Source organism: Streptomyces sp. NPDC002676, from assembly GCF_053592455.1.
Genome location: NZ_JBSFVT010000003.1, coordinates 29,168 through 55,888 on the forward strand (window position 1 = coordinate 29,168; position 26,721 = coordinate 55,888).

At 71.6% G+C, this 26,721-nt stretch carries 23 protein-coding genes; 16 read left to right on the top strand and 7 right to left on the bottom strand.

The features are described 5' to 3' along the window. The first annotated feature begins 96 nt into the window (after positions 1-96). Positions 97-1,461: a MocR-like pyridoxine biosynthesis transcription factor PdxR gene (pdxR, locus tag ACWD3E_RS10470; protein ID WP_451387159.1), complete on the top strand. Its 1,365-nt coding sequence runs from the start codon at positions 97-99 to the stop codon at positions 1,459-1,461. Between the two features lie 92 nt (positions 1,462-1,553). Here pdxR and ACWD3E_RS10475 read toward each other — a convergent pair whose 3' ends face one another. Both ACWD3E_RS10475 and ACWD3E_RS10480 read right to left on the bottom strand, forming a co-directional pair. Then, complete coding sequence (locus ACWD3E_RS10475) at positions 1,554-2,138, bottom strand: GNAT family N-acetyltransferase (protein WP_451387160.1); 585 nt, start codon at positions 2,136-2,138, stop codon at positions 1,554-1,556. Positions 2,139-2,183: 45 nt separating this feature from the next. After that, complete coding sequence (locus ACWD3E_RS10480; RefSeq protein WP_451387161.1) at positions 2,184-2,636, bottom strand: ATP-binding protein; 453 nt, start codon at positions 2,634-2,636, stop codon at positions 2,184-2,186. Between the two features lie 201 nt (positions 2,637-2,837). Between ACWD3E_RS10480 and ACWD3E_RS10485 the strand changes: the two genes are divergently transcribed. The 9 genes from ACWD3E_RS10485 (at position 2,838) to ACWD3E_RS10525 (ending at position 12,785) form a co-directional block, all read left to right on the top strand. Then, positions 2,838-3,710: a hypothetical protein gene (locus ACWD3E_RS10485; RefSeq protein ID WP_451387162.1), complete on the top strand. Its 873-nt coding sequence runs from the start codon at positions 2,838-2,840 to the stop codon at positions 3,708-3,710. Between the two features lie 134 nt (positions 3,711-3,844). Beyond that, entirely contained in the window at positions 3,845-4,600 is a 756-nt protein-coding gene (locus ACWD3E_RS10490; protein WP_451387163.1) for a YcnI family copper-binding membrane protein, read from the top strand. Positions 4,601-4,691: 91 nt separating this feature from the next. Further along, positions 4,692-5,345, top strand: a complete 654-nt coding sequence (locus ACWD3E_RS10495) for an SCO family protein (RefSeq protein ID WP_451387164.1) — start codon at positions 4,692-4,694, stop codon at positions 5,343-5,345. Then, positions 5,342-5,830: a copper chaperone PCu(A)C gene (locus ACWD3E_RS10500; protein ID WP_451387165.1), complete on the top strand. Its 489-nt coding sequence runs from the start codon at positions 5,342-5,344 to the stop codon at positions 5,828-5,830. Before ACWD3E_RS10495 ends, ACWD3E_RS10500 begins: the two co-directional genes overlap by 4 nt. Positions 5,831-5,853: 23 nt before the next feature. After that, complete coding sequence (locus tag ACWD3E_RS10505; protein ID WP_451387166.1) at positions 5,854-7,767, top strand: copper resistance CopC/CopD family protein; 1,914 nt, start codon at positions 5,854-5,856, stop codon at positions 7,765-7,767. An 8-nt stretch (positions 7,768-7,775) separates the two neighbouring features. Continuing rightward, positions 7,776-9,077 (top strand): iron uptake transporter deferrochelatase/peroxidase subunit, encoded by a 1,302-nt coding sequence (gene efeB, locus ACWD3E_RS10510; RefSeq protein WP_451387167.1) that lies wholly within the window; start codon positions 7,776-7,778, stop codon positions 9,075-9,077. Between the two features lie 152 nt (positions 9,078-9,229). Further along, positions 9,230-10,162 carry a prephenate dehydratase gene (gene pheA, locus ACWD3E_RS10515; RefSeq protein WP_451349852.1) on the top strand — a complete coding sequence of 311 codons (933 nt, stop codon included), beginning with the start codon at positions 9,230-9,232 and terminating at the stop codon, positions 10,160-10,162. Between the two features lie 515 nt (positions 10,163-10,677). Next, positions 10,678-11,955: a serine--tRNA ligase gene (gene serS / locus ACWD3E_RS10520; protein WP_451387168.1), complete on the top strand. Its 1,278-nt coding sequence runs from the start codon at positions 10,678-10,680 to the stop codon at positions 11,953-11,955. Continuing rightward, positions 11,952-12,785 carry an HAD family hydrolase gene (locus ACWD3E_RS10525; protein ID WP_451387169.1) on the top strand — a complete coding sequence of 278 codons (834 nt, stop codon included), beginning with the start codon at positions 11,952-11,954 and terminating at the stop codon, positions 12,783-12,785. The genes serS and ACWD3E_RS10525 overlap by 4 nt, the downstream gene beginning before the upstream one ends. 360 nt (positions 12,786-13,145) lie before the next feature. Here the strand turns inward: ACWD3E_RS10525 and ACWD3E_RS10530 are convergent, their stop codons facing one another. The 4 genes from ACWD3E_RS10530 to ACWD3E_RS10545 are packed head-to-tail and all read right to left on the bottom strand — an operon-like array spanning position 13,146 to position 16,647. Continuing rightward, on the bottom strand, positions 13,146-13,865 hold the full coding sequence (locus tag ACWD3E_RS10530; protein WP_451387170.1) for an ABC transporter permease subunit: 720 nt from the start codon (positions 13,863-13,865) through the stop codon (positions 13,146-13,148). A 10-nt stretch (positions 13,866-13,875) separates the two neighbouring features. Next, positions 13,876-14,787, bottom strand: a complete 912-nt coding sequence (locus tag ACWD3E_RS10535; protein ID WP_451349856.1) for an ABC transporter ATP-binding protein — start codon at positions 14,785-14,787, stop codon at positions 13,876-13,878. Continuing rightward, complete coding sequence (locus ACWD3E_RS10540) at positions 14,784-15,692, bottom strand: ABC transporter permease (RefSeq protein ID WP_451387171.1); 909 nt, start codon at positions 15,690-15,692, stop codon at positions 14,784-14,786. Before ACWD3E_RS10540 ends, ACWD3E_RS10535 begins: the two co-directional genes overlap by 4 nt. Then, positions 15,682-16,647 (bottom strand): ABC transporter ATP-binding protein, encoded by a 966-nt coding sequence (locus tag ACWD3E_RS10545; protein ID WP_451387644.1) that lies wholly within the window; start codon positions 16,645-16,647, stop codon positions 15,682-15,684. Before ACWD3E_RS10545 ends, ACWD3E_RS10540 begins: the two co-directional genes overlap by 11 nt. A 216-nt stretch (positions 16,648-16,863) precedes the next feature. Between ACWD3E_RS10545 and ACWD3E_RS10550 the strand changes: the two genes are divergently transcribed. The 6 genes from ACWD3E_RS10550 (at position 16,864) to ACWD3E_RS10575 (ending at position 23,113) form a co-directional block, all read left to right on the top strand. Further along, positions 16,864-17,706, top strand: coding sequence for a M24 family metallopeptidase (locus ACWD3E_RS10550; protein ID WP_451387172.1), 843 nt, complete (start codon positions 16,864-16,866; stop codon positions 17,704-17,706). 11 nt (positions 17,707-17,717) lie between these two features. After that, complete coding sequence (locus ACWD3E_RS10555; protein ID WP_451387645.1) at positions 17,718-19,469, top strand: SDR family oxidoreductase; 1,752 nt, start codon at positions 17,718-17,720, stop codon at positions 19,467-19,469. 34 nt (positions 19,470-19,503) lie between these two features. Beyond that, a complete protein-coding gene (locus tag ACWD3E_RS10560; RefSeq protein ID WP_451387173.1) occupies positions 19,504-20,463 on the top strand; it encodes a MerR family transcriptional regulator in 960 nt (319 codons plus the stop codon). Positions 20,464-20,572: 109 nt separating this feature from the next. Next, on the top strand, positions 20,573-21,121 hold the full coding sequence (locus tag ACWD3E_RS10565) for an RNA 2'-phosphotransferase (RefSeq protein ID WP_451387174.1): 549 nt from the start codon (positions 20,573-20,575) through the stop codon (positions 21,119-21,121). Between the two features lie 98 nt (positions 21,122-21,219). Next, the gene (locus tag ACWD3E_RS10570; RefSeq protein WP_451387175.1) at positions 21,220-22,131 is read left to right on the top strand and encodes an LLM class flavin-dependent oxidoreductase; all 912 of its coding nucleotides are present in this window, start codon (positions 21,220-21,222) and stop codon (positions 22,129-22,131) included. A 94-nt stretch (positions 22,132-22,225) separates the two neighbouring features. Beyond that, a complete protein-coding gene (locus tag ACWD3E_RS10575) occupies positions 22,226-23,113 on the top strand; it encodes a Cof-type HAD-IIB family hydrolase (RefSeq protein WP_451387176.1) in 888 nt (295 codons plus the stop codon). Between the two features lie 40 nt (positions 23,114-23,153). Here ACWD3E_RS10575 and cydD read toward each other — a convergent pair whose 3' ends face one another. Next, positions 23,154-26,702 (bottom strand): thiol reductant ABC exporter subunit CydD, encoded by a 3,549-nt coding sequence (gene cydD, locus ACWD3E_RS10580; RefSeq protein WP_451387177.1) that lies wholly within the window; start codon positions 26,700-26,702, stop codon positions 23,154-23,156. Positions 26,703-26,721 lie beyond the last annotated feature (19 nt).

Below are 26,721 nucleotides of genomic sequence, written 5' to 3' on the forward strand. Positions count from 1 at the left end.
TGAATGGCCGGGTACCGGTGGGTACCCGGCCATTTTCTTGTGCGCGTGGTCCATGGCCGCGGGCAGTTCATGGCTGAAGGGCTGTGGAGGGGGATCGTGAGCGACTTCTGGTCCGGCATCGGTGTCGACCTGCACCTGGAGCCCGACGCGACGGCGGGGCGGCGAGCGGGCCTGGAGAAGGCGCTCCGGGACGCCGTACGGGACGGACGGCTGGCGCCCGGAACACGGCTCCCGGCCACCCGGAAGCTCTCCGCCGAACTCGGCATCTCGCGCGGCACGGCCAAGGCCGCCTACGACCAACTCGTCGCCGAGGGATACCTGGTGGCACGGCAGGGCTCGGGCACCCAGGTCGCCTCGCTGCCCGCCGCCCGCTCCGAGGCGCCGCAGGCACACGCACGCGCGCGTGACCCGCGTTTCGACCTGCGCCCCGGCAGCCCGGACGTCGGCGCGTTCCCGGCGGCGGCCTGGCTGCGCGCCCTGCGCCGCGCCATCGCGACCGCACCCTCCCTGGCGTACGACTACGGCGACCCGCGCGGGCGGATCGAGCTGCGCACCGCGCTCTCGGGCTACCTGGGGCGGGCGCGCGGGGTGCTCGCGCCGCCGGAGCGGATCGTCATCACCTCCGGCTACGTCCAGGGGCTCGCGCTCCTCACGCGCGTACTGGACGGCGCCGCCGTGGCCATGGAGGACCCGGGGCTGCCCTTCCACCGGGAGGTGGTGCGGCGCAACGGCGGGACCGTGCAACCGGTGCCGGTGGACGCGCGCGGGATCCGGCCCGACGCGCTGGGCGACGTGGCCGCCGTGGTGGTGACCGCGGCCCACCAGTACCCGACCGGTGTCACCCTGCACCCCGAACGGCGCCGGGCGCTCACCGACTGGGCACGCGCGCGTGGCGGGCTCATCGTCGAGGACGACTACGACGGCGAGTTCCGCTACGACCGGCAGCCCGTGGGCGCGGTCCAGGGCATGGCACCGGGGCAGGTGGTCTACCTGGGCACCGCCTCCAAGACGCTCGGGCCCGCGCTGCGGCTCGGCTGGATGGTGCTGCCGCCGCACCTGGCGGACGCGGTCGCCGACGCCAAGCTGCACAGCGACCACCACACCGAGACCATCGGCCAGCTCGCGCTCGCGGAACTGATCGACAGCCACGCCTACGACCGGCACGTGCGCGCGTGCCGGCTGCGGTACCGGCGCCGCCGCGACCAGTTGCTGGACCGCCTGGGGGCCCGCAGGGCCGTACGCGGGGTGGCGGCGGGGCTGCACGCGCTGATCGACGTGCCCGACGAGGCCGCGGTGCTGGCCCGCGCGGAGGCGGAGGGCCTCGCGCTCGGCACCCTCGGCGAGTACTGGCACACGCCCGGCGCGGACCGCCCGCAGGGCCTGGTCGTCGGCTACGGCACGCCCCGGGAGCGGGTCTATCCCGAGGCGCTGGAGGTGCTGGCGAAGGTTCTGGAGGCCTGAAGCGGGCGCTGGATCGGACCACGGAAGCTGCGGCGGATCGAGTCTCCTCGGGGGCCCGCCCGGCCCCTAGGCAGTGGCTCTTTCGGAAGAGCTCACAGCTCAGGATCGTGGTCGTGCAGGATCCGCTGGAAGAGACGGCAGTCCCGCCATCTCCCGTTGATGTGGAGGTAATGCGCGGCAAGACCGATCGGCACGAATCCGCACTTCTCCAGCACGCGCTGCGAGCCGGTGTTCTCCACCAGCGTGGACGCCTCGATCCGGTGCAGGTCGAGCGCGTCCCGCGCGATCCGGCCGACCGCGCTTACGGCGGCGCTGGCCAGCCCCTTGTTCTGCTGGTCGGCCGCGACCCAGTAGCCGAGATAGGAACTGCAGAACGGCCCCCGGGAGATGCCCGTCAGGGTGATCCTCCCGACGATCCGCCCGTCCGCCGCCTCGAACACCCACGGCACCGCGAGGCCCTCCGCGAACTGCCGCAGAATCCCCTCGACACGCTCCGCCTGGCCCCCGACCGTGAAGAAGGACTCCGGTCTGACCGGCTCCCACGGTTCCAGGTGCGCCCGGTTCTCGTTGTAGGCGAGGCAGAGGCCTTGCGCATCCTCCGCAGAAAGGAGCCGCAGGGTCACGCCGGCCGATATCTCCGCGTGCTCGAAAAGTCCGCTGTCCTCGTCGAAGACCATGCGCGCACCCTAGCGACACGGACGGTCCGTCGCGCCGACGGGCCGTCATGCCGTGAGCAGGGAGGGGTCCTTCTTCCATTTGAGGATCTTGTCGAAGCTCACGACCGTCCCGCCCCGGCCCGGCTTGGGCCCGATGTGAACGTGGTCGGCGAGTTCTCTGATCAGACAGAGCCCCCGGCCGTGCTCGGCGTCCGCGCGGGCCGGCCGGATGTCCTGGACCCGGGCGAGGCCGGGGCCGGGGCCGGAATCGGCCACCTCGATACGGCACTTCTCGCCGTCGATGTAGGCGGTCACCCGGTACGCCTCCGAGGTTCCGCCGGCCGTGGCGCTCCCGCCGTGCGCAACCGCGTTCGCGCAGGCCTCGCTGAGGGCGACGGACAGGTCGTAGGAGATCTCCGGATCGACGCCCGCCGTCTCCATGGTGCCGATCAGCAGCCGCCGGGCGAGCGGTACGCTCGCGGCCTCGCGCCGCAGATGCAGTGACCACCAGATGCTCATGCTCCAGCCTCCTGGCCGCGGCTCGACATACCGTTACCCACTGCCGCCCGTACGTGGTACCTATTGCCGCCCGTACCCGCCCGTAAGCACCCTGTTGACGTGACTCAGCCCATACGGGCGATGTGTCCCGGCCGAAATCGGTGTATGAGGTGCGGACCTGCCGTCGGCTGCGGACCAGGCCAGTGGGATGATGAGCGCGCCATGACTGCCCCCCACCCGCGCACGGCGCGTCCCGGAGCCGGGCTCCGGATCCTGCGGGCCGCGGTGTTCGCCGCGGTCTGTGTCGTGCTGGCCGCGGCCGGGCATGTCCTGGCCTCCTGCGCGCGCGTGCCTCTGTGGACGCTCGGCGCGGGTTTCCTCGGTTCGCTGCTGCTCGTGGCACCGCTCGCCGGGCGGACCCGCTCGCTGCCCGGCATCGCCGCGCTGCTCGCGCTCGGCCAGACCGTACTGCACACGCTGTTCGGGCTGGGCCAGCACGGGGCGATGGCGGCTTCCGGCGCGACACCGATGAACTCCATGAACTCCATGGGCTCCATGGGCTCCATGGGACCGATGAACGCGTCGCTGAACGACGCCGCGCTCGTCGAACGGGCCGCGCGGCTCCTGTGCGGGTCCAGCCCCTCGGCCCTGACCCCCGGGCACGCCCACCGGCTCCTCCTCAATGCCCACCTGATCAACACCTCCGGCCGCCCCACGGGTGCCACGGGTGCCATGCACCACGCGGCCGACGCCACCGGCTCCTTCGCCGCGCTGCTGCCCTCCCTGCCGATGCTGCTCGGCCACGTTCTCGCGGCCGTCGCCACCGGCTGGCTGCTGCGCCGCGGCGACCTCGCCGTGCTCCGGCTCATCGAGCTGTCGGCGCACGGGGTCGCCGAGGGGGCGCTCGTACGGTCCCTGCGCGCGGCGCTCGCGCTGACGTGCGCCCTGTGCGCCGGGCTGCTGCCCGCGCCCGAGCCGGGCCCGCGCGGCCGCCGTGCCGCCGCCGACGAGCCACCCACCCCGCACACCACCGCACTCCAGCACTCGGTGATCCGGCGCGGCCCGCCCGCCGCCGCCTTCCTCCTCGCCGCCTGACGCGACGCGACCACCGCTCCACGGACACACGGAACAGTCCACCGAAGAACCGGAGAGGGGCTGCCGTCGCGCGGCACGCGCGCGTTCGCGCGTTTCCCTCCCTACGGATCTCACTCAGAGTGGAGTGCCCTGCCATGCAGGCTTCTCGTATCGCCTCTCGCGTCACCACCGCCGCTGCCGTCGCCGGTACGGCCGTCCTCGCCCTGTCCGTCCCCGCCTTCGCACACGTCGGCGTACAGCCCGAAGGCACCGCGGCCAAGGGCGGCTACGCAGTGGTGGACTTCAAGGTGCCCAACGAGCGCGACAACACCTCGACCACCAAGGTCGAGGTGAACTTCCCGGCGGACCACCCGCTGGCCTCGGTCATGCCCGAGCCGCTGCCCGGCTGGAGCGTGCACGTGACCAAGGCCAAGCTGGACAAGCCGCTCACGATGCACGGCGAGAAGATCGACGAGGCCGTCACCAAGGTCACCTGGACCGCCGAGGGCAAGGGCATCGAGCCCGGCTACTTCCAGAAGTTCCCGCTCTCCCTCGGCGCGCTGCCGCAGGACACCGACCAGCTCGTCTTCAAGGCGATCCAGACGTACTCCGACAAGGAGGTCGTGCGCTGGATCGAGGTGCCCCAGGAGGGCCAGAACGAGCCCGAGAACCCGGCACCGGTGCTGGAGCTGTCGGCCGCCGGTGACGACCACCACGGCACGTCCGACGCCAAGGACGCCGCCGAAAAGACCGACGCGGCCGGCAAGACCGAGAACACCGCCGCCGAGGACTCCGACCCGCACGGCGGCAGCGACACCACCGCGCGTGTGCTCGGTGTCGCCGGCATCGTGATCGGCGCCGCGGGCGTGGCCTACGGCCTCCTCGCGGGCCGCCGCCGGACCGCCTCCTGATCCACCGTTCCGCAGCGCGTACCGGGGACCGTGCGAGGCTGTCGCACGACCCCGGTGCGCGCCGGAATTCTCACCTCTGGGACATTTTTCTATGCGTAAGAAGACGTTCGTCGCGGCCACGCTGCTCGCCGCCGCCACCCTGACCCTCTCCGCCTGCGGCAGCGGGGACGACGCCAAGTCGCCGGTGGCCGTGGCCGGCGACGAGACCGGGTCGAAGAAGGCCGCCACCGTCCTCGACCAGCCGTTCGACAAGCCGGACCTGGTCCTCACCGACACGCACGGCAAGAAGTACGACCTGCGCAAGGAGACCAAGGGCCACCCGACCCTGATCTACTTCGGCTACACCCACTGCCCCGACGTCTGCCCGACGACGATGAGCAACATCGCGGTGGCCAAGAAGGGCCTGCCCAAGGCCGAGCAGAACGACCTCAGGGTCGTGTTCGTCACCACCGACCCGGCCCGTGACACCTCTGCCGAGCTGGGCAAGTGGCTCAAGGGCATCGACCCGCAGTTCATCGGCCTGACCGGCGACTTCAAGACCATCCAGGCCGGCGCCCGCACCGTCGGCATCGCCGTCGAGCCGACGACCAAGGACAAGAACGGCAAGCTCGTCTCGATGCACGGCACCCAGGTCATCGCGTTCTCGCCGAAGACCGACGCCGGTTACGTCCTCTACGGCGAGGACGCCACGGTCGACGACTACACCAAGGACCTGCCCAAGCTCGTCGAGGGGGCGAAGCCGTGAGGCGTGCCGTCCCGACTGCGGCTGTGCTGGCCGGGGTCCTGACCCTGGCCGGCTGCGGCGGTTCCGGTTCTGGTTCCGGTTCCGGTTCTGGTTCCGGTTCTGGTTCCGGCAAGGCCGAACTGTCCGTCAGTTCCTCCTACATGCCCCAGCCGGTCACCGCAGACATGGCCGCCGGCTTCCTGACGATCGTCAACAAGGGCGGGGCGAAGGACGAGCTGACCTCGGTCACCAGCAACGTCGCCGGCGAGGTCACCATGCACAGCACCGTCGGCGGGACGATGGCCGAGAAGTCGGCCTTCCCCGTCCCCGCCCACGGGCAGCTGGTGTTCAGGAGCGGTGGCAACCACCTGATGTTCGAGAAGCTGAAGCGGAAGCCGGAGCAGGGCCAGACGGTCACCGTGAAGCTCACGTTCGCCAAGTCCGGGCCCCTCACCGTCGAGATGCCGGTGCGGTCCGCCACGTACAACCCGTCGACCGGCCACTGAGCGCCACTGAGAAAGGGACCACCTTGACGCGGACCATCACCCCCCGCCTGCGGACCCTGGTGCTGCTGCTTCTCGCCGCGACCGGCGCGCTGCTGGCGGGCGCAGGCCCCGCCTCCGCGCACGCCGCGCTGACCGGCAGCGCCCCCGCGCAGGGGGTGGTGGTCGACAAGGCGCCCGACCAGGTGTCCCTCACCTTCTCCGAGAAGGTGGCGCTGAGCGACGACTCACTGCGCGTCCTCGACCCCAGGGGCAAGCCGGTCCAGACGGGCTCGCCGGCCAACGTGAGCGGGACGACGTACGCCGTCCACCTCAAGAGCGGCCTCGGCAAGGGCACGTACACGGTGACCTACCAGGTCGTCTCGGCCGACAGCCACCCCGTCTCCGGCGCCTACACCTTCTCCATCGGGGCGCCCTCGCAGACCGTCGTCTCCGACACCGGGCCGACGGCCGGGGGCGGAGTCGTGGGCGTGCTCTACGGGCTCGGGCGGTACGTGTCGTACGCCGGCTTCATCGTGCTGGTGGGCGGCGCCGCCTTCGTGCTCGCCTGCTGGCCGCGCGGGTCGGGCGTGCGGGCCCTGCAGCGGCTGGTCGTCGGCGGCTGGCTCGCGCTCACCGCGGCCACCCTGTGGCTGCTGCTCCTGCGCGGCTCGTACACCACCACCGGGAAGTTCGCCGACGTCTTCGACCTCGATCTGCTCGACCAGGTCCTGCAGACCAAGACCGGCGCGACGCTGGTCTCCCGGCTGCTGCTGCTCGCCACGGCCGCGCTGTTCATCGCCGTCCTGTTCGGCGCCTACAACCGGCGCGAGGAGGGCCCGGAGAAGCGTGATCTGACCTTCGGCCTCGCGGTCGGGGGGGTGGTCGTCGCGGCCGGGCTCGCGGCGAGCTGGGCGATGGCCGAGCACGCCTCCACCGGGCTCCAGCCGAGCCTCGCCATGCCCGTCGACGTCGTCCATCTGCTGGCCGTCGCCGGCTGGCTGGGCGGTCTCACCGCGCTCCTGGTCGCCCTGTACCGGGCGCCCGCCGAGACCCCGGTCGAGGCCGCGGCCGCCCGCCGCTTCTCCCGCCTCGCCTTCAGCTCGGTCGTCACCCTGGCCGCCACCGGCACCTACCAGTCCTGGCGCCAGCTCGGCTCCTGGTCGGCCTTCACCGAGACCCGGTACGGACAGCTGCTGCTGATCAAGATCGGGCTGGTGGCACTGCTGATCAGCATCGCGCGCCTGTCGCGCCGCTGGACGCGCCGCCTCGCGGACACGGTCCCCGCGACGGCGGAAACGGTCCCGGCGACGGCGGAACAGCGCGAGAAGGTCACATCCGGCGCCGTACAGGAGACCGCACCCGCCACCGACGACACCCGGCGCGCCGCTCAGCTCGCCCGGCAGCAAGCCGCGATGGACACCGCCCGGCGCAAGCGGCTGCGGGACGCCGATCCGCACCGATCCGGGCTGCGCCGCTCGGTGTTCGCCGAGGCCTGTGTCGCGGTCGTCGTGCTCGCCGTCACCACCCTGCTGACCCAGACCGAGCCGGGCCGCACCGAGCAGGACGCCAAGGCCGCCGCCTCGTCCTCCTCCGGCGCAGCCGCCAGGTCCGCCTCCGGCGCGCTGACCCTGGACATGCCCTTCGACACGGGCGGCACCGACGGCAAGGGCGTCGTACGGATCGAACTCGACCCCGCGCGCGTGGGCGGCAACCTGCTGCACGTCTACGTCCAGCGGCCCAACGGCCGGGCCTTCGACGTCCCGGAGGTGAAGGTCTCCCTCACCCTCGCGGTGAAGAAGATCGGCCCGCTTCCCGTGACCCCCGACCACCTCGCCACCGGCCACTGGTCGGCGGGCGGAGTGCAGATCCCCATGGCGGGCGACTGGAAGATCGCCGTGACCGTGCGGACCTCCGACATCGACCAGGCGACCGTCTCCAAGAACGCGCAGATCGGCTGAACGACACCATGCCCGACCAGTCCCCTCCCGAGATGACCGCCCGCAAGGCGGAAACGGCCGCCCCCAGGGAGGCCGATTCCGGAAACGCTCCCTTCAGGGAGGGCATTTCGCGCCGGACGCTGCTCGGCACCGCGGGCGCCACCGGCCTCGTGCTCGGCGCGGCGGGCGGTGCCGCGGGCTACGCCGCCGCGCCCGCCCAGGCCGCCCCGCTGTCCTCCGTGGGCTCGGGCCGGGCGATGTTTCACGGGAAACATCAGCCCGGCATCACCGAGGGGCTCCAGGCGCGCGGCCACCTCGTCGCCTTCGACCTGACCGCGGGAGCGGGCCGCAAGGAGGCGGCGGCCCTGCTGCGCCGCTGGTCGGCCACGGCCGAGCGGCTGATGGCGGGCGAGGCGGCCCCGCACGGCGACACCGGCGTGGCCCGGGACGCGGGCCCGTCCTCGCTGACCGTCACCTTCGGCTTCGGGCACTCCTTCTTCGGCCGGACCGGCCTGGAGAAGCAGCGGCCGGCCGCCCTCGACCCGCTGCCGGCCTTCTCCTCCGACCAGCTCGACAAGACGCGCAGCGACGGTGACCTGTGGGTGCAGATCGGCGCCGACGACGCCCTGGTCGCCTTCCACGCCCTGCGCGCGCTCCAGAAGGACGCGGGCAGCGCGGCCCGCGTCCGCTGGCAGATGAACGGCTTCAACCGCAGCCCGGGTGCCACCGCCCACCCCATGACGGCCCGCAACCTCATGGGCCAGCTCGACGGCACCCGCAACCCGAAGCCGGCCGAGCCCGACTTCGACCGGCGGATCTTCGTGCCCGGCTCGGGCGAGCCCGCGTGGATGGCGAACGGCTCCTACGCCGTCGTACGCCGGATTCGCATGCTCCTGGACGACTGGGAGAAGCTGTCGCTCGCGGCCCAGGAGGCGGTCATCGGGCGCCGCAAGGACAACGGGGCGCCGCTGTCCGGGGGCGGCGAGACGACCGCGATGGACCTGGAGAAGACCGACGCAAAGGGCCAGTACGTCGTCCCGCTCAACGCGCACGCGCGGATCAGCCGGCCCGACCGGAACGGAGGCGCGGCCATGCTGCGGCGCCCGTTCTCGTACCACGACGGCATCGACGCGGACGGCACTCCGGACGCCGGTCTGCTGTTCATCTGCTGGCAGGCTGACCCGCTGCGCGGTTTCGTGCCGGTGCAGCGCAAGCTCGACCGGGGGGACGCGCTGTCGGAGTTCGTCCGGCACGAGGCGAGCGGCCTGTTCGCGGTGCCCGGCGGGGCGGCCGAGGGAGAGTACGTGGGGCAGCGGCTGCTGGAAGGGTGATCCCGGTTGGCTCCGCGCGGCCCACGGGGATTCCGGATGATCCCGGAGGATTCCGGGCGGGAAATCACCCGTCCGGGGTTTCAAACCACTCACTCGGGTGGCTTTCATGAGACGCGGGAGCCGCGGTTTCCTGCGGCCATTAGGGTGAGGCTATGCCAGCGAGCTATGCGTATCTCGGCCCCGAGGGCACCTTCACCGAAGTCGCCCTGCGCACGCTTCCGGAGGCGGCGACCCGGGAGCTGATCCCGTACGTGTCGGTGCAGTCCGCGCTGGACGCCGTGCGCGCCGGCGAGGCCGAGGCCGCGTTCGTGCCGATCGAGAACTCCGTCGAGGGCGGCATCACCACCACCCTGGACGAGCTGGTCGCGGGCGCCCCGCTGACGATCTACCGCGAGGTGCTGCTGTCGATCACCTTCGCGCTGCTGGTCCGGCCGGGCACCAAGCTGTCCGACATCAAGACGGTCTCCGCCCATCCGGCGGCCCAGCCGCAGGTGCGCAACTGGCTGAGGAAGAACCTGCCCGACGCGACCTGGGAGTCTGCCGCCTCGAACGCGGACGCCGCCCGCCTGGTCCAGGAGGGCCGGTACGACGCCGCCTTCGCGGGCGAGTTCGCCGCCGCCCGGTACGGCCTGGAGGCCCTGGAGACCGGCATCCACGACGCGGAGAACGCGCAGACCCGGTTCGTGCTGGTCGGCCGTCCGGCCCGGCCCGCCGCGCCGACCGGCGCCGACAAGACCTCGGTGGTGCTGTGGCAGCGGGACGACCACCCCGGTGGCCTGCGCGATCTGCTGGGCGAGTTCGCCTCGCGCGGCATCAACCTGATGCTGCTGCAGTCCCGGCCGACCGGGGCCGGTATCGGCAATTACTGCTTCTGCATCGACGCCGAGGGCCATATCTCCGACCGGCGAATGGCCGAGGCGCTGATGGGCCTCAAGCGGATCTGCCTCCAGGTGCGCTTCCTCGGGTCCTATCCGCGGGCGGACATCAGGCCGGACGAGGCGGGGCCGACGCGGCCGGGAACCTCGGACGAGGAGTTCATGGCGGCGGCGGACTGGGTGGCGCGCTGCCAGGACGGCCGGTTCTAGGCCGGCGTTATCCACAGAAGTTATCCACAGGTCCGCTTCTCGACCTGGGGACAAGTCGACACAGCAGAGCGACCCGGTCGACAAATCGCCCTGGAAGTCCCCGATGCGGCCACCGTCCCGCACATCACCCTTCGTCCACTCGTTTCCTTTGGTTCATCTTTTGGAGCGACCCCTTTCCACCCGAAAGTGGGTGTCACACCAGCTCGAGCCGGGAATTCTTCAGTTCGGCCGCGGCTTCCGGAGTGATCAATTCCGAAGTCCACAGATCTTCCACACAGCCTGTGGATAACTCATCGGAGGCCCGAGACTTCTGTGGACAACCCGGGTGGCCAAGTGCCGCCCCGCACAAGGGAATCCGGTCAACCGGGCATGCGACACATGCCTCGTCCCAGGGAATGAGACACTTTCCCTTGACACGCTCGGCAATTGACGCACAACGGAACGTAAGCCGCGAATCAGGACTCCCCGGAATAGTGATTCGTGAGCGGGAACCCGGCACCGGTAGCCTTGGCCACGTGATTGACCTTCGCCTGCTCCGTGAGGACCCCGACCGTGTGCGCGCGTCCCAGCGCGCCCGTGGAGAGGACGTCGCGCTCGTCGACTCCCTCCTGTCTGCCGACGAGCGGCGCAGGTCGTCCGGCGTCCGCTTCGACGAGCTGCGCGCCGAGCAGAAGTCGCTCGGCAAGCTCATCCCCAAGGCCACCGGCGACGAGAAGGCCGAACTGCTCAAGCGCGCCGAGCAGCTGAAGGCCGACGTCAAGGCCGCCGAAGCCGAGCGCGACGCGGCCGACGCCGAGACCCAGGAGCTGGTGCTCCGGCTCGGCAACCTCGTCCACCCCGACGTGCCCGTCGGCGGCGAGGAGGACTTCGTCACGCTGGAGACGCACGGCACGATCCGCGACTTCGGCGCCGAGGGCTTCGAGCCCAAGGACCACCTGGAGCTGGGCCAGCTGCTCGGCGCGATCGACGTCGAGCGCGGCGCCAAGGTCTCCGGCTCCCGCTTCTACTTCCTCACCGGCGTCGGCGCCCTGCTGGAGCTGGCCCTGGTGAACGCGGCGCTCGCCCAGGCCACCGCGGCCGGCTTCACGCCGATGCTGACCCCTGCGCTGGTCCGCCCGCAGTCCATGGCCGGCACCGGCTTCCTCGGCCAGGCCGCGCAGGACGTCTACCACCTCGACAAGGACGACCTGTACCTGGTCGGCACGTCCGAGGTGCCGCTGGCGGCGTACCACATGGACGAGATCATCGACGCGGACAAGCTGCCGCTGCGCTACGCGGGCTTCTCCCCCTGCTTCCGCCGCGAGGCCGGTTCGCACGGCAAGGACACCCGGGGCATCTTCCGCGTGCACCAGTTCGACAAGGTCGAGATGTTCACGTACGTCACTCCCGAGGACTCGCAGGAGGAGCACAAGCGCCTGCTGGAGTGGGAGAAGCAGTGGCTGACCTCGCTGGAGCTGCCGTTCCGCGTCATCGACGTCGCCTCCGCCGACCTCGGCGCCTCGGCCTCCCGTAAGTACGACTGCGAGGCGTGGATCCCGACCCAGGGCAAGTACCGCGAGCTGACCTCGACCTCGGACTGCACCGAGTTCCAGTCCCGCCGCCTGTCGATCCGCGTCCGCGACGGCAAGCAGGTCCGCCCGCTGGCCACGCTCAACGGCACGCTGTGCGCCGTACCGCGCACCATCGTGGCGATCCTGGAGAACCACCAGCAGGCCGACGGCTCGGTCCGCGTGCCCGAGGTTCTGCGGCCGTACCTGGGCGGCCGGGAGGTCCTGGAGCCGGTCGCCAAGTGAGCCACGAGTCGCCCTCCGGAGGGTCTGCCTCCGGGGGGTTCCCGTACCGGCTGATCGCGACCGACCTCGACGGAACGCTTCTGCGCTCCGACGAGTCGGTCTCGCAGCGCACGCGTGAGGCGCTCGCCGCGGCCACCGCGGCGGGCGCGGCCCACATCGTGGTCACGGGCCGCGCGGTCCCCTGGACCCGGCACATCCTCGACGCCCTCGGCTACGAGGGCCTAGCCGTCTGTGGCCAGGGCGCACAGGTCTACGACGCCGGGGCGGACCGCCTGCTCACCTCGGTGACCCTGGACCGGCAGCTGGCGGGCGTGGCGCTGGCCAAGATCGAGGCCGAGGTGGGCCCGCTGTACCTGGCGGCGAGCCGCGGCGGCCTCGACGGCGAGGTGCTGGTGGGGCCGGGCTATGCGGTCACGGGCAGCCTCCCCGCGGTCCCCTTCACGGACGCGTCCGACCTCTGGACCGCCCCGCTGAACAAGATCTACATCCAGCATCCGACGCTGGGCGACGACGAGCTGGCAGAGGCGGCCCGCCGCGCGGCCGGCGGCTTCGTCACCGTGGCCCTGGCGGGCGCGGGCATCGTGGAACTGCTTCCCCTGGGCCTGTCCAAGGCCACGGGCCTGTCTCTCGCGGCCCGCCGCCTGGGGCTGAAGGCGGCCGACACGATCGCCTTCGGCGACATGCCCAACGACATCCCGATGTTCGCCTGGGCGTCCCACAGCGTGGCCATGGCCAACGCCCACGAGGAACTGAAGGCGGTGGCCGATGAGGTGACGGCCTCCAACGAGGAGGACGGCATCGCGGTGGTGCTGGAGCGCTTGCTGGGCTGAGAGCTGGGCAAGGGCGGTCGCTCGGGCTGTCGCTGTGGCAGTCGTTCCGCACGGCGGAACGGGTGGGCACAGCCTGCAGGCAGGGGCGCCGACATGACCAACCCCAGCCTGCACACCGGCCGCATCACAGCGACAGCGTCTCGCGACCGCCCCGGGCAGTTCCCATGGCTCCACGGAGGGGTAGCGATTACTCCGGAGCCGGCCTCGGGCTGCCCTGTCGGGAGCCGGGCGTACTGCCGTGCATGGACATCGCCCGCCTCCTCTCCCAGAACGCGGCGCCGGGACGTTCCCGGCGGAAGGGGCACAACCACTGTGCCCCGCCGCCGAGTTGGACGCCACCGAATTAACCGCCGGCCGGGCCTACTCCTCGCCCGCCAGCGTCAGCGCCCGCAGCTTCTGGCCCGCGTACCAGGTGGCCAGCACGGTGACCGCCACCAGCAGCACGGTCGCCGTCGGCAGGCTGACGTCCGAGGTGATCAGCTCGCCGCCGGTGACCTTGTGGGCGACGGCCAGCGCCCACTGCTGGACGCTCAGCGTGCGCGCGCCCGAGACGAGGGAGCCGAACAGCGCCTCCCACACGAGCGCGTAGACCAGCCCGAAGACCACCGCGTGCCGCGACACCGTGCCGAGGAGCAGGAAGAGCGCCGCGTAGGCGATGGAGGCGACCAGGGCCGCGACCGTGTAGGCGACGGCGACCTGCTGACCGTTGCCGTTGAGGATCAAGCCCGCTATCAGCGTCGGCACCGCGGAGAACACCATGGTCACCGCGACGGCCACGATCAGTTTGGTGAAGATGATTGTGGGCCGCTTGATCGGCTTGGACAGCAGATACACCACGGAGCCGTCGTCGATCTCCGGGCCGATCGCGCCGGTGCCCGCGATGACGCCGATGATCGGCACCATCGTGGCGAGGGCCAGGCCGCCGAGCAGGTCGGCCGCCGTCTGGTCGTCGGCGCCGGCCAGCGCGCGCACGACCACGGAGATCACGATCAGCAGCAGCGGCAGCGCGCCGAGGATGAGGGCCCGGCGACGGCCGAGCAGGGCCCGGTAGGTGAGCCGGGCGACGGTGGGGTCGTACATCTTCGGCCTCCTACGCCGCGACCAGGTACGAGAAGACGGACTCGAGGGACTCGTCGGACGGCGAGACCGTGAGCAGGCGGATGCCGTGGTCCCTGGCGACTCTCGGCAGCAGCGCGGTGAAGCGGCCGAAGTCGACGGCCTGGATACGCAGCGCACCCTCGGCGAGGTCGACCTCGATGCCGGACGTCGACGGGTCCGCGATCAGCGCCGCCGCGAGGGCCCGGTCGTCGCTGGAGCGCACCAGGTAGCGGTGCGGGCGGTCGGTCATCAGGCGGCGGATCCTGCGGAAATCGCCGCTGGCCGCGTGCCGCCCGGCGACGACGACCTCGATGTGCCGGGCGAGCTGCTCGACCTCTTCAAGGATGTGCGAGGAGAACAGCACCGTGCGGCCCTCGTCGCCCATCCGCCTGAGCAGCTCCATGAGCTGCATGCGCTGGCGCGGGTCCATGCCGTTGAAGGGCTCGTCGAGCAGCAGCAGTGACGGGTCGTGCACCAGCGCGCTCGCCATCTTCACGCGCTGCCGCATGCCCTTGGAGTACGTGGAGATCTTCCGGTCCTGCGCGTACTCCATCTCGACCGTGGCGAGGGCCCGTCCGGCCGCCTTGGCACCCAGGCCGTGCAACTCGGCGTTGGCGACGACGAATTCGCGGCCGGTGAGGAAGTCGTACATCGCCTCCCGCTCGGGGACGATGCCGATGTGCCGGTAGATCTCCTCGTTGCGCCACACAGGCTGCCCGTCGAGGGTGACCGTGCCGGTGGAGGGGGCGAGGAAGCCGCCCATCATGTTGATGAGCGTGGACTTGCCGGCGCCGTTGGGCCCGAGCAGGCCGGTGACCCCGGGGCCGATGGTCATGGTGATGTCGTTGACGGCGACGACGTTGCCGAACCAGCGCGAGACGTGGTCGATGCTCAGCGTGGTCACAGGCCCACCTTCTTGTAGCGGCGCACCAGGAGGCCGTAGCTCGCGGCTATCACTGCCAGGGCGACCAGGACGAACACGGCGCCCTGCCCGTGCGAGGGGATCACCCCGCCGGGGTAGGGGGAGCTGCCGCCCAGGAAGGCGGACTGGATGCCGCCGATCAGCGTGATGGGCGAGAACAGGCCGAGCCACGGAACGGCGTCGCTGTTGCCGTGGGTGTCGGCGATGGCCTGGAGCGTGGTGACCGCGCCGGAGGTGATGGTCAGCACGGCGATCACGGCGGCGATGCCGAAGCCGCGGCGCGGGGTGACGGCCGCGATGACCAGGCCGATGCCGGCGAAGAGCAGCGAGAGAAGGGCCACGCAGACCAGTCCCTGGGCGAATTCCTTGGTCTGATGGGCGAAGCCCATCTTGGACAGCAGCGCGCCCACGTACATCACGAGAAGCGGGGTGCCGGTGAGCACGAACAGGGCCGAGGCCAGCGCCGCGAACTTCGCCTGCACGTAGTCGGCGGTTTCGACCGGCCGCGAGAAGTACAGCGGCACGGTCTTGAAGCGCAGGTCGCGGGAGACGGACTGGGGTGCCTGCGAGGCGACGTACAGGCTGATCACGGCCTGCATGAGGATCGCGTAGCGGGTGTAGGACACCGGGAGTTCGTGCGCCTTGGTGGTGACGGCGACGGCCACCATGATGGCGGCGGGCACGCACATCACCGCGAACAGCAGCATCGGCAGCACCTTGGACTTCACCGAGCGGCCGAGGCCGTAGGCGCCGCGCAGGGACTGCGAGTACAGCGAGCGTCGGGCGTAGGCGCGGCCCAGGCGGGGGCCGTCGTAGCCGCGGTAGCCGATGTCGTGGATGCGGGACTGGTCGCCGCTGTGCATCGCCAGGGGCTGCTCAACCGCCATGGCCGACGGCCTCCTTCCGCTGTTCGTCGCTGCTGGTGAACACCTCGGAGATGTGGTGCCGGCGCTGCTCCATGCGCACCAGGCCGAGGCCGAGGTCGGCGACCACGTCCCGGACGAGGTCGTACGTCTCCTCGCCCGCGGCGCTCAGCAGCAGGATGTGTCCGGCGCCGGGCAGACCGTCGCCGTCCTCCTGGATCTCCACCCCGCGCGCGTGCAGCGCGTCGCGGACCGCGCGGGTGCCGTCGGAGTGGGTGTCGCTGTCGGTGACCTCGATCGCGAGGGTGGTCGTGGTCTGCGTGAAGTCCCTGGTGGAGCTGGAGCGCAGCAGCTTGCCGCCGTCGACGACGACGACATGGTCGCAGGTGCGCTCCAGTTCGCCGAGCAGGTGGGAGGTGACCAGGACCGAGATGCCGAAGTCGGTGTGGATGCGGCGGATCAGGCCGAGCATCTCGTCGCGGCCGACCGGGTCGAGGCCGTTGGTCGGCTCGTCCAGGAAGACCAGTTGCGGGTCGTGCACCAGCGCCTGGGCGAGCTTGACGCGCTGCTTCATGCCGGTGGAGTAGCCGCCGATGGGGCGGTAGCGCTCCTCGTAAAGGCCGACATGGCGCAGGGTGTCCGCGGTGCGCTCGCGCGCGGCGGTGGGCGGCAGGCCGGACATGCGCGCCATGTGGACGACGAACTCGGTGGCCGAGACGTCGGGCGGCAGGCAGTCGTGCTCCGGCATGTACCCGACGCGCTCTCGGATGGAGCCGCCCTTCGTCGCGACGTCCAGGCCGAGCACCTCGGCGCGGCCCTCCGTGGCGGGGGACAGACCCAGCAGGATCTTGATCAAGGTGGACTTGCCGGCGCCGTTGGCTCCGACGAGTCCGGTCACACCGGGCCCGATGTCCACGGACAGCCGGTCGAGCGCGGTCACCCGGGGGAACCGCTTGCTCAGGCTTTCGGTCGCGATCACAGTCACGCCTTCGACAGTAGTGATCCGAGCCACGCCGGTCGTCAGACCTCAGAGCCGTCTTGGCGTCAGACTCCGGTATTACGGGGCCCTAGGGGTTCCCCTGCCCAAGACGCCTATTGACGCCGCCTCTAACAACTGTCACATTCACCAGTGTCAAGTTACGGACGCGTACCGCAGCCGACGGGACGAGTCGGAGGCACGACGGGACGGGGCGGCATGACGACGGCAGTGAGCAGTGGACTCTCCGTTGAACTTCAGGGGTTCAGGCGCGTGCAGCGCCTGGCCTACGAGTGCGCGGAGGCGATCGCGGCGCGCCTTGAGCCGGGCGTGACCGAGCGCGAGGCGGCTCGGATGCAGCGGCAGTGGCTGCGCGAGCGAGGGGTGCGGGACTGGTTCCACCTGCCCTTCGCCTGGTTCGGGGACCGCACGGCGTTCGTGAACTTCCGCATCCCGCTGCAGTTCTTCCCGACCGACCGCAGACTGGAGCCCGGGATGCCGTTCATCCTGGACATGGCCCCGGTCTACGAGGGATACACCGCGGACATCGGCTACTCGGGCTCGCTCGGCGCGAACCCGGTCCAGGACCGGCTGATGGCCGACCTGGAGGCGCACCGCGAGCTGATCCTGCGCGAGGTGCGCGAGCGGCGCTCGCTGCGCGAGATCTACGAGGACGTGGAACGCCTCATGTCCCGGCAGGGCTACGCCAACCGGCACCGGGCATACCCGTTCGGTGTGATCGCCCACAAGGTGGACCGGGTGAAACCGCGCCGCTTCTCGCCCCACCTGTTCGGGTTCGGCACCCAGTCCCTCAAGGGACTGGCGAGCGACGCGCTGCACGGCCACCGCGAGGGCTGGTCGCCACTGTGGTCGCCGTACCGCTTCTCGGACCACCCGCCGCAGCCGGGCCTGTGGGCGGTGGAACCGCACCTCGGCTTCAGGGGTACGGGCGCGAAGTTCGAGGAGATCCTGGTGGTCACCGACTCCCGGGACCCCGAGGAGAGCGCGTTCTGGCTGGACGACGAACTGCCGCACGTGCGGCGCTGGGCGGAGGAGAAGTGACGACACTTTCGATGCTGAAGGGTGCGCGCGAGCGCTGGGTGAGGACCGGCGGCGTCGAGCTGTGCGTGGCCGAGCTGGGCGACCCGGAGCAGCCGACGATCGTGATGGTGCACGGCTACCCGGACAGCAAGGAGGTCTGGTCGGAGGTCGCGAACCGCCTGGCCGACCGCTACCACGTCGTGCTCTACGACGTCCGGGGCCACGGCCGCTCCACGGCGCCGCAGCCGCTGCGCGGCGGCTTCACGCTGGCCAAGCTCACCGACGACTTCCTGGCCGTCCTGGACGAGGTCAGCCCGGATCGGCCGGTGCACCTGGTGGGGCACGACTGGGGCTCGGTGCAGTCCTGGGAGTTCGTCACGGTCGGCCGCACCGAGGGCCGTATCGCCTCCTTCACCTCGATCTCCGGGCCGTCCCTGGACCACTTCGGGCACTGGATCAACGCGCGCGTGAAGCGTCCGACGCCCCGCCGGGTGGGCCAGCTCCTCGGCCAGGGCGCCAAGTCCTGGTACGTCTACCTGCTGCACACGCCCGCCCTGCCGGAACTGGCCTGGCGCGGCCCGCTCGGCAAGAGGTGGCCGAAGATCCTCCAGCGGGTCGAGAAGGTCCCCGGCGGCGACTACCCGACCAGCTCCCTGCCTTCCGACGCCGCGCACGGCGCCTGGCTGTACCGGGACAACGTCCGCGCCCGCCTGCTCCGGCCGCGCCCGGACGCGTACGCGCACGCGCCCGTGCAGCTCATCACGCCCCAGGGGGACGCGTTCCTCTCGGAGCGCCTCTACGACGACCTGGGGCAGTGGGTGCCGCAGCTGACCCGCCGCACGCTCCCGGCCAAGCACTGGGTCCCGCGTACGCGTCCCGACCAAGTGGCGGCCTGGATCGACGAGTTCATCGCCTCCGTGGACGGCAACCGTCCCGAGCCGCAGGTCACCGGCCGCCATGTCCAGCGCTTCGGCGGGCAGTTGGTGCTGGTAACCGGCGCGGGCAGCGGTATCGGACGGGCGACGGCGTTCGCGTTCGCCGAGGCCGGCGCGCGCGTGGTCGCCGTCGACCGGGACGCGGAGAGCGCGGCCCGCACCGCCGAGCTGTCCCGGCTGATCGGCGCCCCCGAGGCCTGGGCGGAGACGGCGGACGTCGCCGACGAGCAGACCATGGAGAAGCTCGCCGAGAAGGTGCACCGCGAGTACGGCGTACTGGACGTGCTGGTCAACAACGCGGGCATCGGCCTGTCGGGCTCCTTCTTCGCCACCACGACCGACGACTGGCGCAAGGTCCTCGACGTGAACCTGTGGGGCGTGATCCACGGCTGCCGGCTCTTCGGCGCGAAGATGGCCGAGCGCGGCCAGGGCGGCCACATCGTCAACATCGCGTCGGCGGCGGCTTATCAGCCCTCCCGCGCCCTGCCCGCCTACAGCACCTCCAAGGCGGCCGTGCTGATGCTCTCCGAGTGCCTGCGCGCCGAACTCTCCGGCCAGGACATCGGGGTGAGCGCGATCTGCCCCGGCTTCGTCAACACGAACATCACCTCCACGGCCCGCTTCGCCGGTGTCGACGCGGCCGAGGAGCGCCGCCGTCAGAAGAACTCGGCCCGCCTGTACGGGATGCGCAACTACCCGCCGGAGAAGGTGGCGGAGGCCATCCTGGACGCGGTCACCCAGAACAAGGCGGTGGTCCCGGTGACCCCGGAGGCCAAGGGCGCGCATCTGCTGTCGCGGTACATGCCGGGAGCGCTGCGGCGGCTGGCGAGGGTCGAGCCGAAGTTGTGAGCGACAGGCCCGGTCACCAACGGAGGAACCGCCCATGACCGACCTCCCGCCAGGCCGGACCTACCGCATCGAGGATCTCGCCCACGACACCGGCGCGACCGTGCGTACGATCCGCGCCTATCAGGACCGGGGCCTGCTCCCCCGCCCGGAGCGCCGGGGGCGTGCCAACCTCTACTCCGAGGCGCACGTCACCCGGCTGCACCAGATCGCCCAGCTCCTCGACCGCGGCTACACCCTGGCCTCGATCAAGGAGCTCCTGGACGCCTGGGACAGCGGGCGTGGCCTGGGCGGGGTCCTCGGCCTGGTCACGGAGGTGGAAGGGCCCTGGACGGACGAGGAACCGGCCCGCATCACCCGCGCCGAGCTGGACGCCCGCTTCGGCGGCACCGCGGACGACGACGCCGTGGCCGAGGCGGTCGACCTCGGCGTCCTGGAACCGGTCGACGGCGCCCCCGGCACCTTCCTCGTCCCGAGCCCCCAAGAGCTGTCCGTGGCCGTCGAGTTGCACGCGGCCGGTGTCCCGCTGTCCGCGATCTCGGGCCACCTACGGGAGTTGAGGGTCCAGGTGGAGCACATAGCCGCCCGTTTCCTCGAGTTCACCACCGAGCACGTCTTCGCCCGCTACCTGGACGACTCGGGCCTCCGTACGGACGCGGACGCGGCGGAAGCGGCCTCGCTCGTACGACGCCTGCGCCCTCTCGCCCAGCAGACGGTGGACGCCGAACTGGCCCGTGCCATGCGGCTGTTCGCCGCCCGCCACCTCCGGACACACCTCGCCGCCGCGCAACCCGCCGAACCCGCCTCCGGCACCCGCCAGGTCGCCCTCCCCGCCGAGACGATCGAGGCCGTGGAAAAGCTGGTTGGTCACGAACAGGCATCGTCATTCATTGCACTGGCGGCCGAACGCGAGGTGAGGGCACGTGTGTTGGACACCCTTGCCTCATCTCCATCCGCCACCAACAAACTTAGCGAATCGCCGCAAAAAATCTGCTAGTTATCCACAATTTCGCCAACTCTTCTGTGGATAACCACACTTGGTTGTGGATCAAACATGCGGGCAAAAACAACCTGCGTGATCCGGGTCTCTCCCGCACGCTGGACGCATGGACGAAAGACGCACCGTGAAGGTGTCGAAGTACCTCTCGAAACACCTGCGCCACCAGCCCGAGCGGATCGGGCTCGTCCTCGACGAGGGCGGCTGGGTCGAGATCGACGCGCTGATCGCGGCAGCCGCCGCCCACGGCTTCCGGTTCACCCGCGCGGAACTCGACCAGGTGGTGGCCGACAACGACAAACAGCGCTTCGCGATCGAGGGGACGAGAATCCGCGCCAGCCAGGGCCACAGCATCGACGTCGATCTCGGGCTGCCCCCGGCGACCCCGCCGCCGTACCTCTACCACGGCACCGTCGCCCGCTACCTGGACACAATCCGGACAGCGGGCCTCAGGCCGATGAGCAGGCACGACGTCCACCTCTCGAAGGACCGCGAGACCGCCACCCGGGTCGGCGCCCGGCGCGGGCGCCCCGTCGTCCTCACCGTCGACGCCGGTGCCATGCACCGCGACGGCCACGTCTTCCACGTCAGCGCGAACGGAGTGTGGCTGACCAAGGCCGTACCCCCGCAGTACCTGCGCTTCCCCGGCCCGCGCTGAAAAGCCGCCGGGCCACCGGCCTGCTCGCTCCGTGGCTCAGCAGCCGCGTACGGTGACCGTTTTCGGCCGTTGTCGGGGATCCCCGTACTCTCGGACGCATGAGTCTGCCGAGTCTGCGTCTGAGCACCGTGATCCTCCCGTACCGCCGCTGGAGCGAGGGCGGCCGTTCGGCCTGGGTGCGGGCCGAGCAGCTCGGCTTCCACACCGCGTACACCTACGACCACCTGTCCTGGCGGAGCTTTCGCGACGGCCCCTGGTTCGGCGCCGTGCCGACACTGACCGCCGCCGCTGCCGTCACCGACCGGCTCCGCCTCGGCACACTGGTCACCTCGCCGAACTTCCGGCACCCGGTGACCCTCGCCAAGGAGCTGATCTCCCTCGACGACATCTCCGGTGGCCGGATCACCCTCGGCATCGGCGCGGGCGGCACGGGCTTCGACGCCACGGCTATGGGGCAGGAGCCGTGGACCCCGCGAGAGCGCGCCGACCGCTTCGCCGAGTTCGTGCCGCTGCTGGACCGGCTGCTCACCGAGGACGCGGTGACGTACGACGGCCGGTTCTACTCGGCACACGAGGCGCGGAACGTTCCGGGCTGCGTGCAGCGCCCCCGGCTGCCGTTCGCGGTGGCGGCCACCGGCCCGCGCGGACTCAAGCTCGCCGCGCGCCACGGCCAGGCGTGGGTGACCACCGGCGACCCGAAGCTGTACGAGAACGGCACCCCTGAGCAGTCCGTGGCGGCCCTCGTCGCCCAGACGGGCAAGCTGGCCGAGGCCTGCGCCGAGGCCGGGCGGGACGTGGCCGAGCTGGACAAGGTCCTGCTCACCGGCTTCACCCCGGACCGCGGCCGTCCGCTCGAGTCCCTGGACGCCTTCGTGGACTTCGCCGGCCGCCACCGGGAGCTGGGCTTCACCGAGATCGTGATCCACTGGCCCATCCCGGACTCCGACTTCGCCGCGGACGAGAAGGTCTTCGAGAAGATCGCCATGGAGGCACTCGCCCAGCTGGACTGACGCACGGGGCAGGGGGTCGGCTCCGTCTGCCGGTGGTGTCTCATCTGTCGTCTGTGTCTCATCTGTGCGAAGTACCGCACGTACGTGCTGGCATATGCATGAGAATGGCCCGGTGACCTCAGCGACTCGACAGCCCGGGACCCCGGCCGCGACCCTTCCGCCGCGGCTGATCGCCACCGATCTCGACGGCACTCTGCTGCGCGACGACAAGTCGGTCTCCCCGAGGACGATCGCGGCGCTGGCTGCCGCCGAGGAGGCGGGCATCGAGGTCTTCTTCGTCACCGGCCGCCCGGCCCGCTGGATGAACGTCGTCAGCGACCACGTCCACGGCCACGGCCTGGCGATCTGCGGCAACGGCGCCGCCGTGGTCGACCTGCACGGCGGCCCCGGCGCCCACCGGTTCGTGAAGGTGCGCGAACTGGCCCGGCAGAACGCACTGGACGCCGTGCGGCTGCTGCGCGCGGCGGCACCCGGCACGGTGTTCGCGGTCGAGCAGACGTACGGCTTCCACCAGGAACCGGACTATCCCAAGCTGCACATGGAGATACCCGACCACCTCCGGCCCGCCGAGGAACTGCTCGCGGCCGACGGTCCGAACGCCGACCAGCCCGTGCTGAAGATCCTCGCCTACCACCCCGATCTCGACCCCGACGCGTTCCTCGCCCTGGCCCGCGTCGCCGTCGACGGCCACGCCAGCGTCACCCGCTCCAGCCCCAGCGCCCTGCTGGAACTCAGCGGCGCCGGCGTCTCCAAGGCCAGCACCCTCGCCCTGTGCTGCGCCGAGCGCGGCATCGCACAGGAGGAGGTCGTCGCCTTCGGCGACATGCCCAACGACGTCGAGATGCTGACCTGGGCCGGGCAGTCGTACGCCATGGGCAACGCCCACCCGGACGTCTTCGCCGCCGCGTCGGGCCGTACCGTCGCCAACAACGAGGACGGCGTGGCGGTCGTGATCGAGCGGGTGCTCGCGGAACGGTTCTGACGCCGAGGCATTCACGCCTGCGCCAGGGGTGCCTCCTGGCTCAGGCCCGCTCCGCCTCCACCAGCTCCTCGGTCTCCGCTTCCCACTCCCGCTGCGCCATCGTCCGCAGCGGTCCGTCCACCGCGACCAGTTCCGCGTACGGCCCCCGCTGCACCACCCGGCCCGCGTCGAGCACGATCACCTCGTCCACGGCTTCGAGCCCCGCGAGCCGGTGGGTGATGAGCAACGTCGTACGGCCCTCGGTGGCGGCCAGCAGATCGGCAGTGAGCGCGTCGGCGGTCGGCAGGTCCAGATGCTCGGCGGGCTCGTCCAGGACCAGGACGGGGAAGTCGGCCAGGAGCGCCCGCGCCAGCGCGAGCCGCTGCCGCTGGCCGCCGGACAGCCGCGCCCCGTGCTCGCCGACGAGCGTGTCCAGGCCGTCGGGCAGCCCGTCCACCCAGTCCAGCAGCCGGGCCCGGGACAGCACGCGCCGCAGACCGGCCTCGTCGGCGTCCTTCCTGGCCAGCAGCAGGTTCTCGCGCACCGAGCTGTCGAAGAGGTGCGCGTCCTGGGCGCACAGGCCCACAAGCCTGCGTACGTCGTCACCGGCCAGTGCGTACGCGTCCACACCGGCAAGGGTGTACGAGCCCTGCTCCGGGTCGAGGAACCGCAGCAGCACCTGGGCGAGGGTCGTCTTGCCTGAGCCGGACGGCCCGACCACGGCGATACGGCGGCCCTGCTCCAGGGTGAGGTCGAGCCCGGAGAGCGCGTCCCGGTGCTGCCCGGTGTGCCGCGCGGCCAGCCCCTTGAGGACGACCGGGAACGGCGCGGCGGGAGCCTGCCGGGGTTGTTCCGGCTCGCGTACGGGCTCCGGGGCGTCCAGGACCTCGTACACGCGCTCGGCGCTGCGGCGCACCCGTTGCCGGTGGCGCACGGCGAGCGGCAGCCCGAGGACGGCCTCGAAGGCGGCCAGCGGGGTGAGGACGACCACGGCCATCGCCACTCCGCTGAGCCGCCCCGTGGCCACCGCCTGGGCACCGAGCAGCGCGGTGGCCGTGACGGTCAGGCCGGAGATCAGCGAGATGAGCCCATCGCCGAGCGCGGTGACGGCGGCGGCGCGCGAGGCGATCCGGGTGAGGGTGCCGTCGGCCTGCCGGGCCGCGGCCGTACGGGCGGGCAGCGCACCGGCGACGGTCAACTCGGCGGTGCCGGTGAGCAGGTCGGCCACGCGGGTCGCGAGCACCCCGCGGGCGGGCGCCAGCCGCCGCTCGGTCCGCCGGGCCACGGTCGCGGTGAGCGCAGGGACGCCGGCACCGGCTGCGAGCAGGCCCGCGGCGAGCGCGGCCCCGGCCTCGGGCAGCAGCCAGGCCGTGAAGCCGACGGAGGCGGCGGAGACGACCAGGGCGGCTCCGGCGGGCAGCAGCCAGCGCAGCCAGTAGTCCTGGAGCGCGTCCACGTCGGCGACCAGCCGGGTGAGCAGGTCACCGCGGCGGGTGGCCCGCAGCCCGGCGGGCGCGAGCCGCTCCAGCCGCCGGTACACGGCGACCCGGGTGTCGGCCAGCATCCGCAGCACGGCGTCGTGCGACACCAGCCGCTCGGCGTACCGGAAGACGGCCCGCCCGATCCCGAAGGCCCGCGTCGCCGTCACGGCCACCATCAGGTACAGCACCGGCGGCTCCTGCGAGGCCCGCGAGATGAGCCACCCGGAGGTCCCCATGAGCCCAACGGCACACCCCAACGCCAGACTTCCCAGCAACAAGGCGAGCGTCAGCCGCCCACGCCGGGCCCCGGCCATACCCCGAACCCGCCCAAGCACGCCCCGACGGGCAACGAGAGGCTGCGCAGCAGAGTCACTTTCCAGCGGACTGCCTTCCGGGCCGCTCTCCAGCGAACCGACCGCCGCCCCGCCCATCGGGCCACTTTCCGACGAACCGAGCCGGGTGGTGGGAGGCCGGGCACCAGCCCGCTGCACCAGAGGCCCGGCACCGTCCAGCCGCACCACCCGGTCCGCGACCTCCAACAGGGCCGGCCGGTGCACAACAAGCAGCACCGTGCGGCCCACAGCCAGCCTCCGCACCGCCGCCACGACCTCGGCCTCCGTCACCCCGTCCAGCGCGGCCGTCGGCTCGTCCAACAGCAGCATGGGCCGGTCGGCGAGAAACGCCCGCGCCAGCGCAAGCCGCTGCCGCTGACCGGCGGAGAGACCGGCCCCGTCCTCCCCGAGCACCGTCCCGGCACCTTCGGGCAGCGCGTCCACGAACTCCAGCGCGCCCGCATCCCGCAGCGCCCGCCGTACGGCGTCGTCATCCGCGTCGGGCCGGGCCAGCCGTACGTTCTCCGCGATGGTCCCGGCGTACAGATGCGGGCGCTGCGGCACCCAGGCGATCCGCGACCGCCACTGCTCAAGGTCGAGCCCGGCGAGATCGGCTCCCCCGACCCGCACCCGGCCCGCCACGGGCTCCACGAACCCGAGCAGCACATGCAGCAGCGTCGACTTGCCCACCCCGCTCGGCCCGACCAGCGCGACGGTCTCACCGGGCTCGACGCTGAAGGACACCGCGGTCACGGCATCCGCCGAACGGCCGGGGTAGCGAACGGTGACCCCTTCGAAGGCCACCGCACCCTCGGGCACCGCTCCGGCCCCGGACGCCGGCACCGGCGTCTCCAGCACGCCGAAGATCTCCCCGGCGGCGGCAAGCCCCTCCGCCGCCGCGTGGAACTGCGCACCCACCTGCCTCAGCGGCAGATACGCCTCGGGCGCCAGCACCAGGACGACCAGGCCGACGTACAGGTCCATGTCGCCGTGCACGAGCCGCATGCCGATCGTCACGGCGACCAGCGCGACCGACAGCGTGGCGAGCAACTCCAGGGCGAAGGAGGAGAGGAAGGCGATGCGCAGGGTCCGCATGGTGGCCTGCCGGTACTCGCCGGTGATCCGGCGGATGGACTCCGCCTGCGCCTTGGCGCGGCCGAACACCTTCAGCGTGGGGAGCCCGGCGACGACGTCCAGGAAGTGGCCGGACAGCCGGGACAGCAGCCGCCACTGACGGTCCGTCCGGGACTGGGTGGCCCAGCCGATGAGCACCATGAACAGGGGGATCAGCGGCAGCGTGCCGACGATGATCGCCGCCGACACCCAGTCCTCGGTGACGATCCGGGCCAGCACCACCACCGGGACGACCACCGCGAGCCCCAACTGCGGGAGATAGCGCGAGAAGTAGTCGTCGAGGGCGTCGACCCCGCGCGTGGCCAGGGTGACCAGCGAGCCCGTCCGCTGTCCGCTCAGCCACCCGGGACCGAGTGCCGCCGCCCGGTCGAGCAGCCGGCCGCGCAGTTCGGACTTCACCGCCGCGCTCGCCCGGTGCGCGGCGAGTTCGGTGAGCCAGGAGACCAGCGCCCGCCCGGCCGCGACCGCTGCCAACAGCAGCAGGGGAGTGCGGAGTTCGCCGGCCGACCGGCCGTGTTGGAAGGCTCCGACCACCACCTCGGCGATGAGCATCGCCTGTCCGACGACCAGTCCGGCACCGACCGCGCCCAGGGCGACGACCGCCACCAGGAAGAGCCGGGTGGACCGGGCGTAGCGGAGCAGACGCGGATCGATTGGTTTCACGTGAAACACGCCCTTCGGC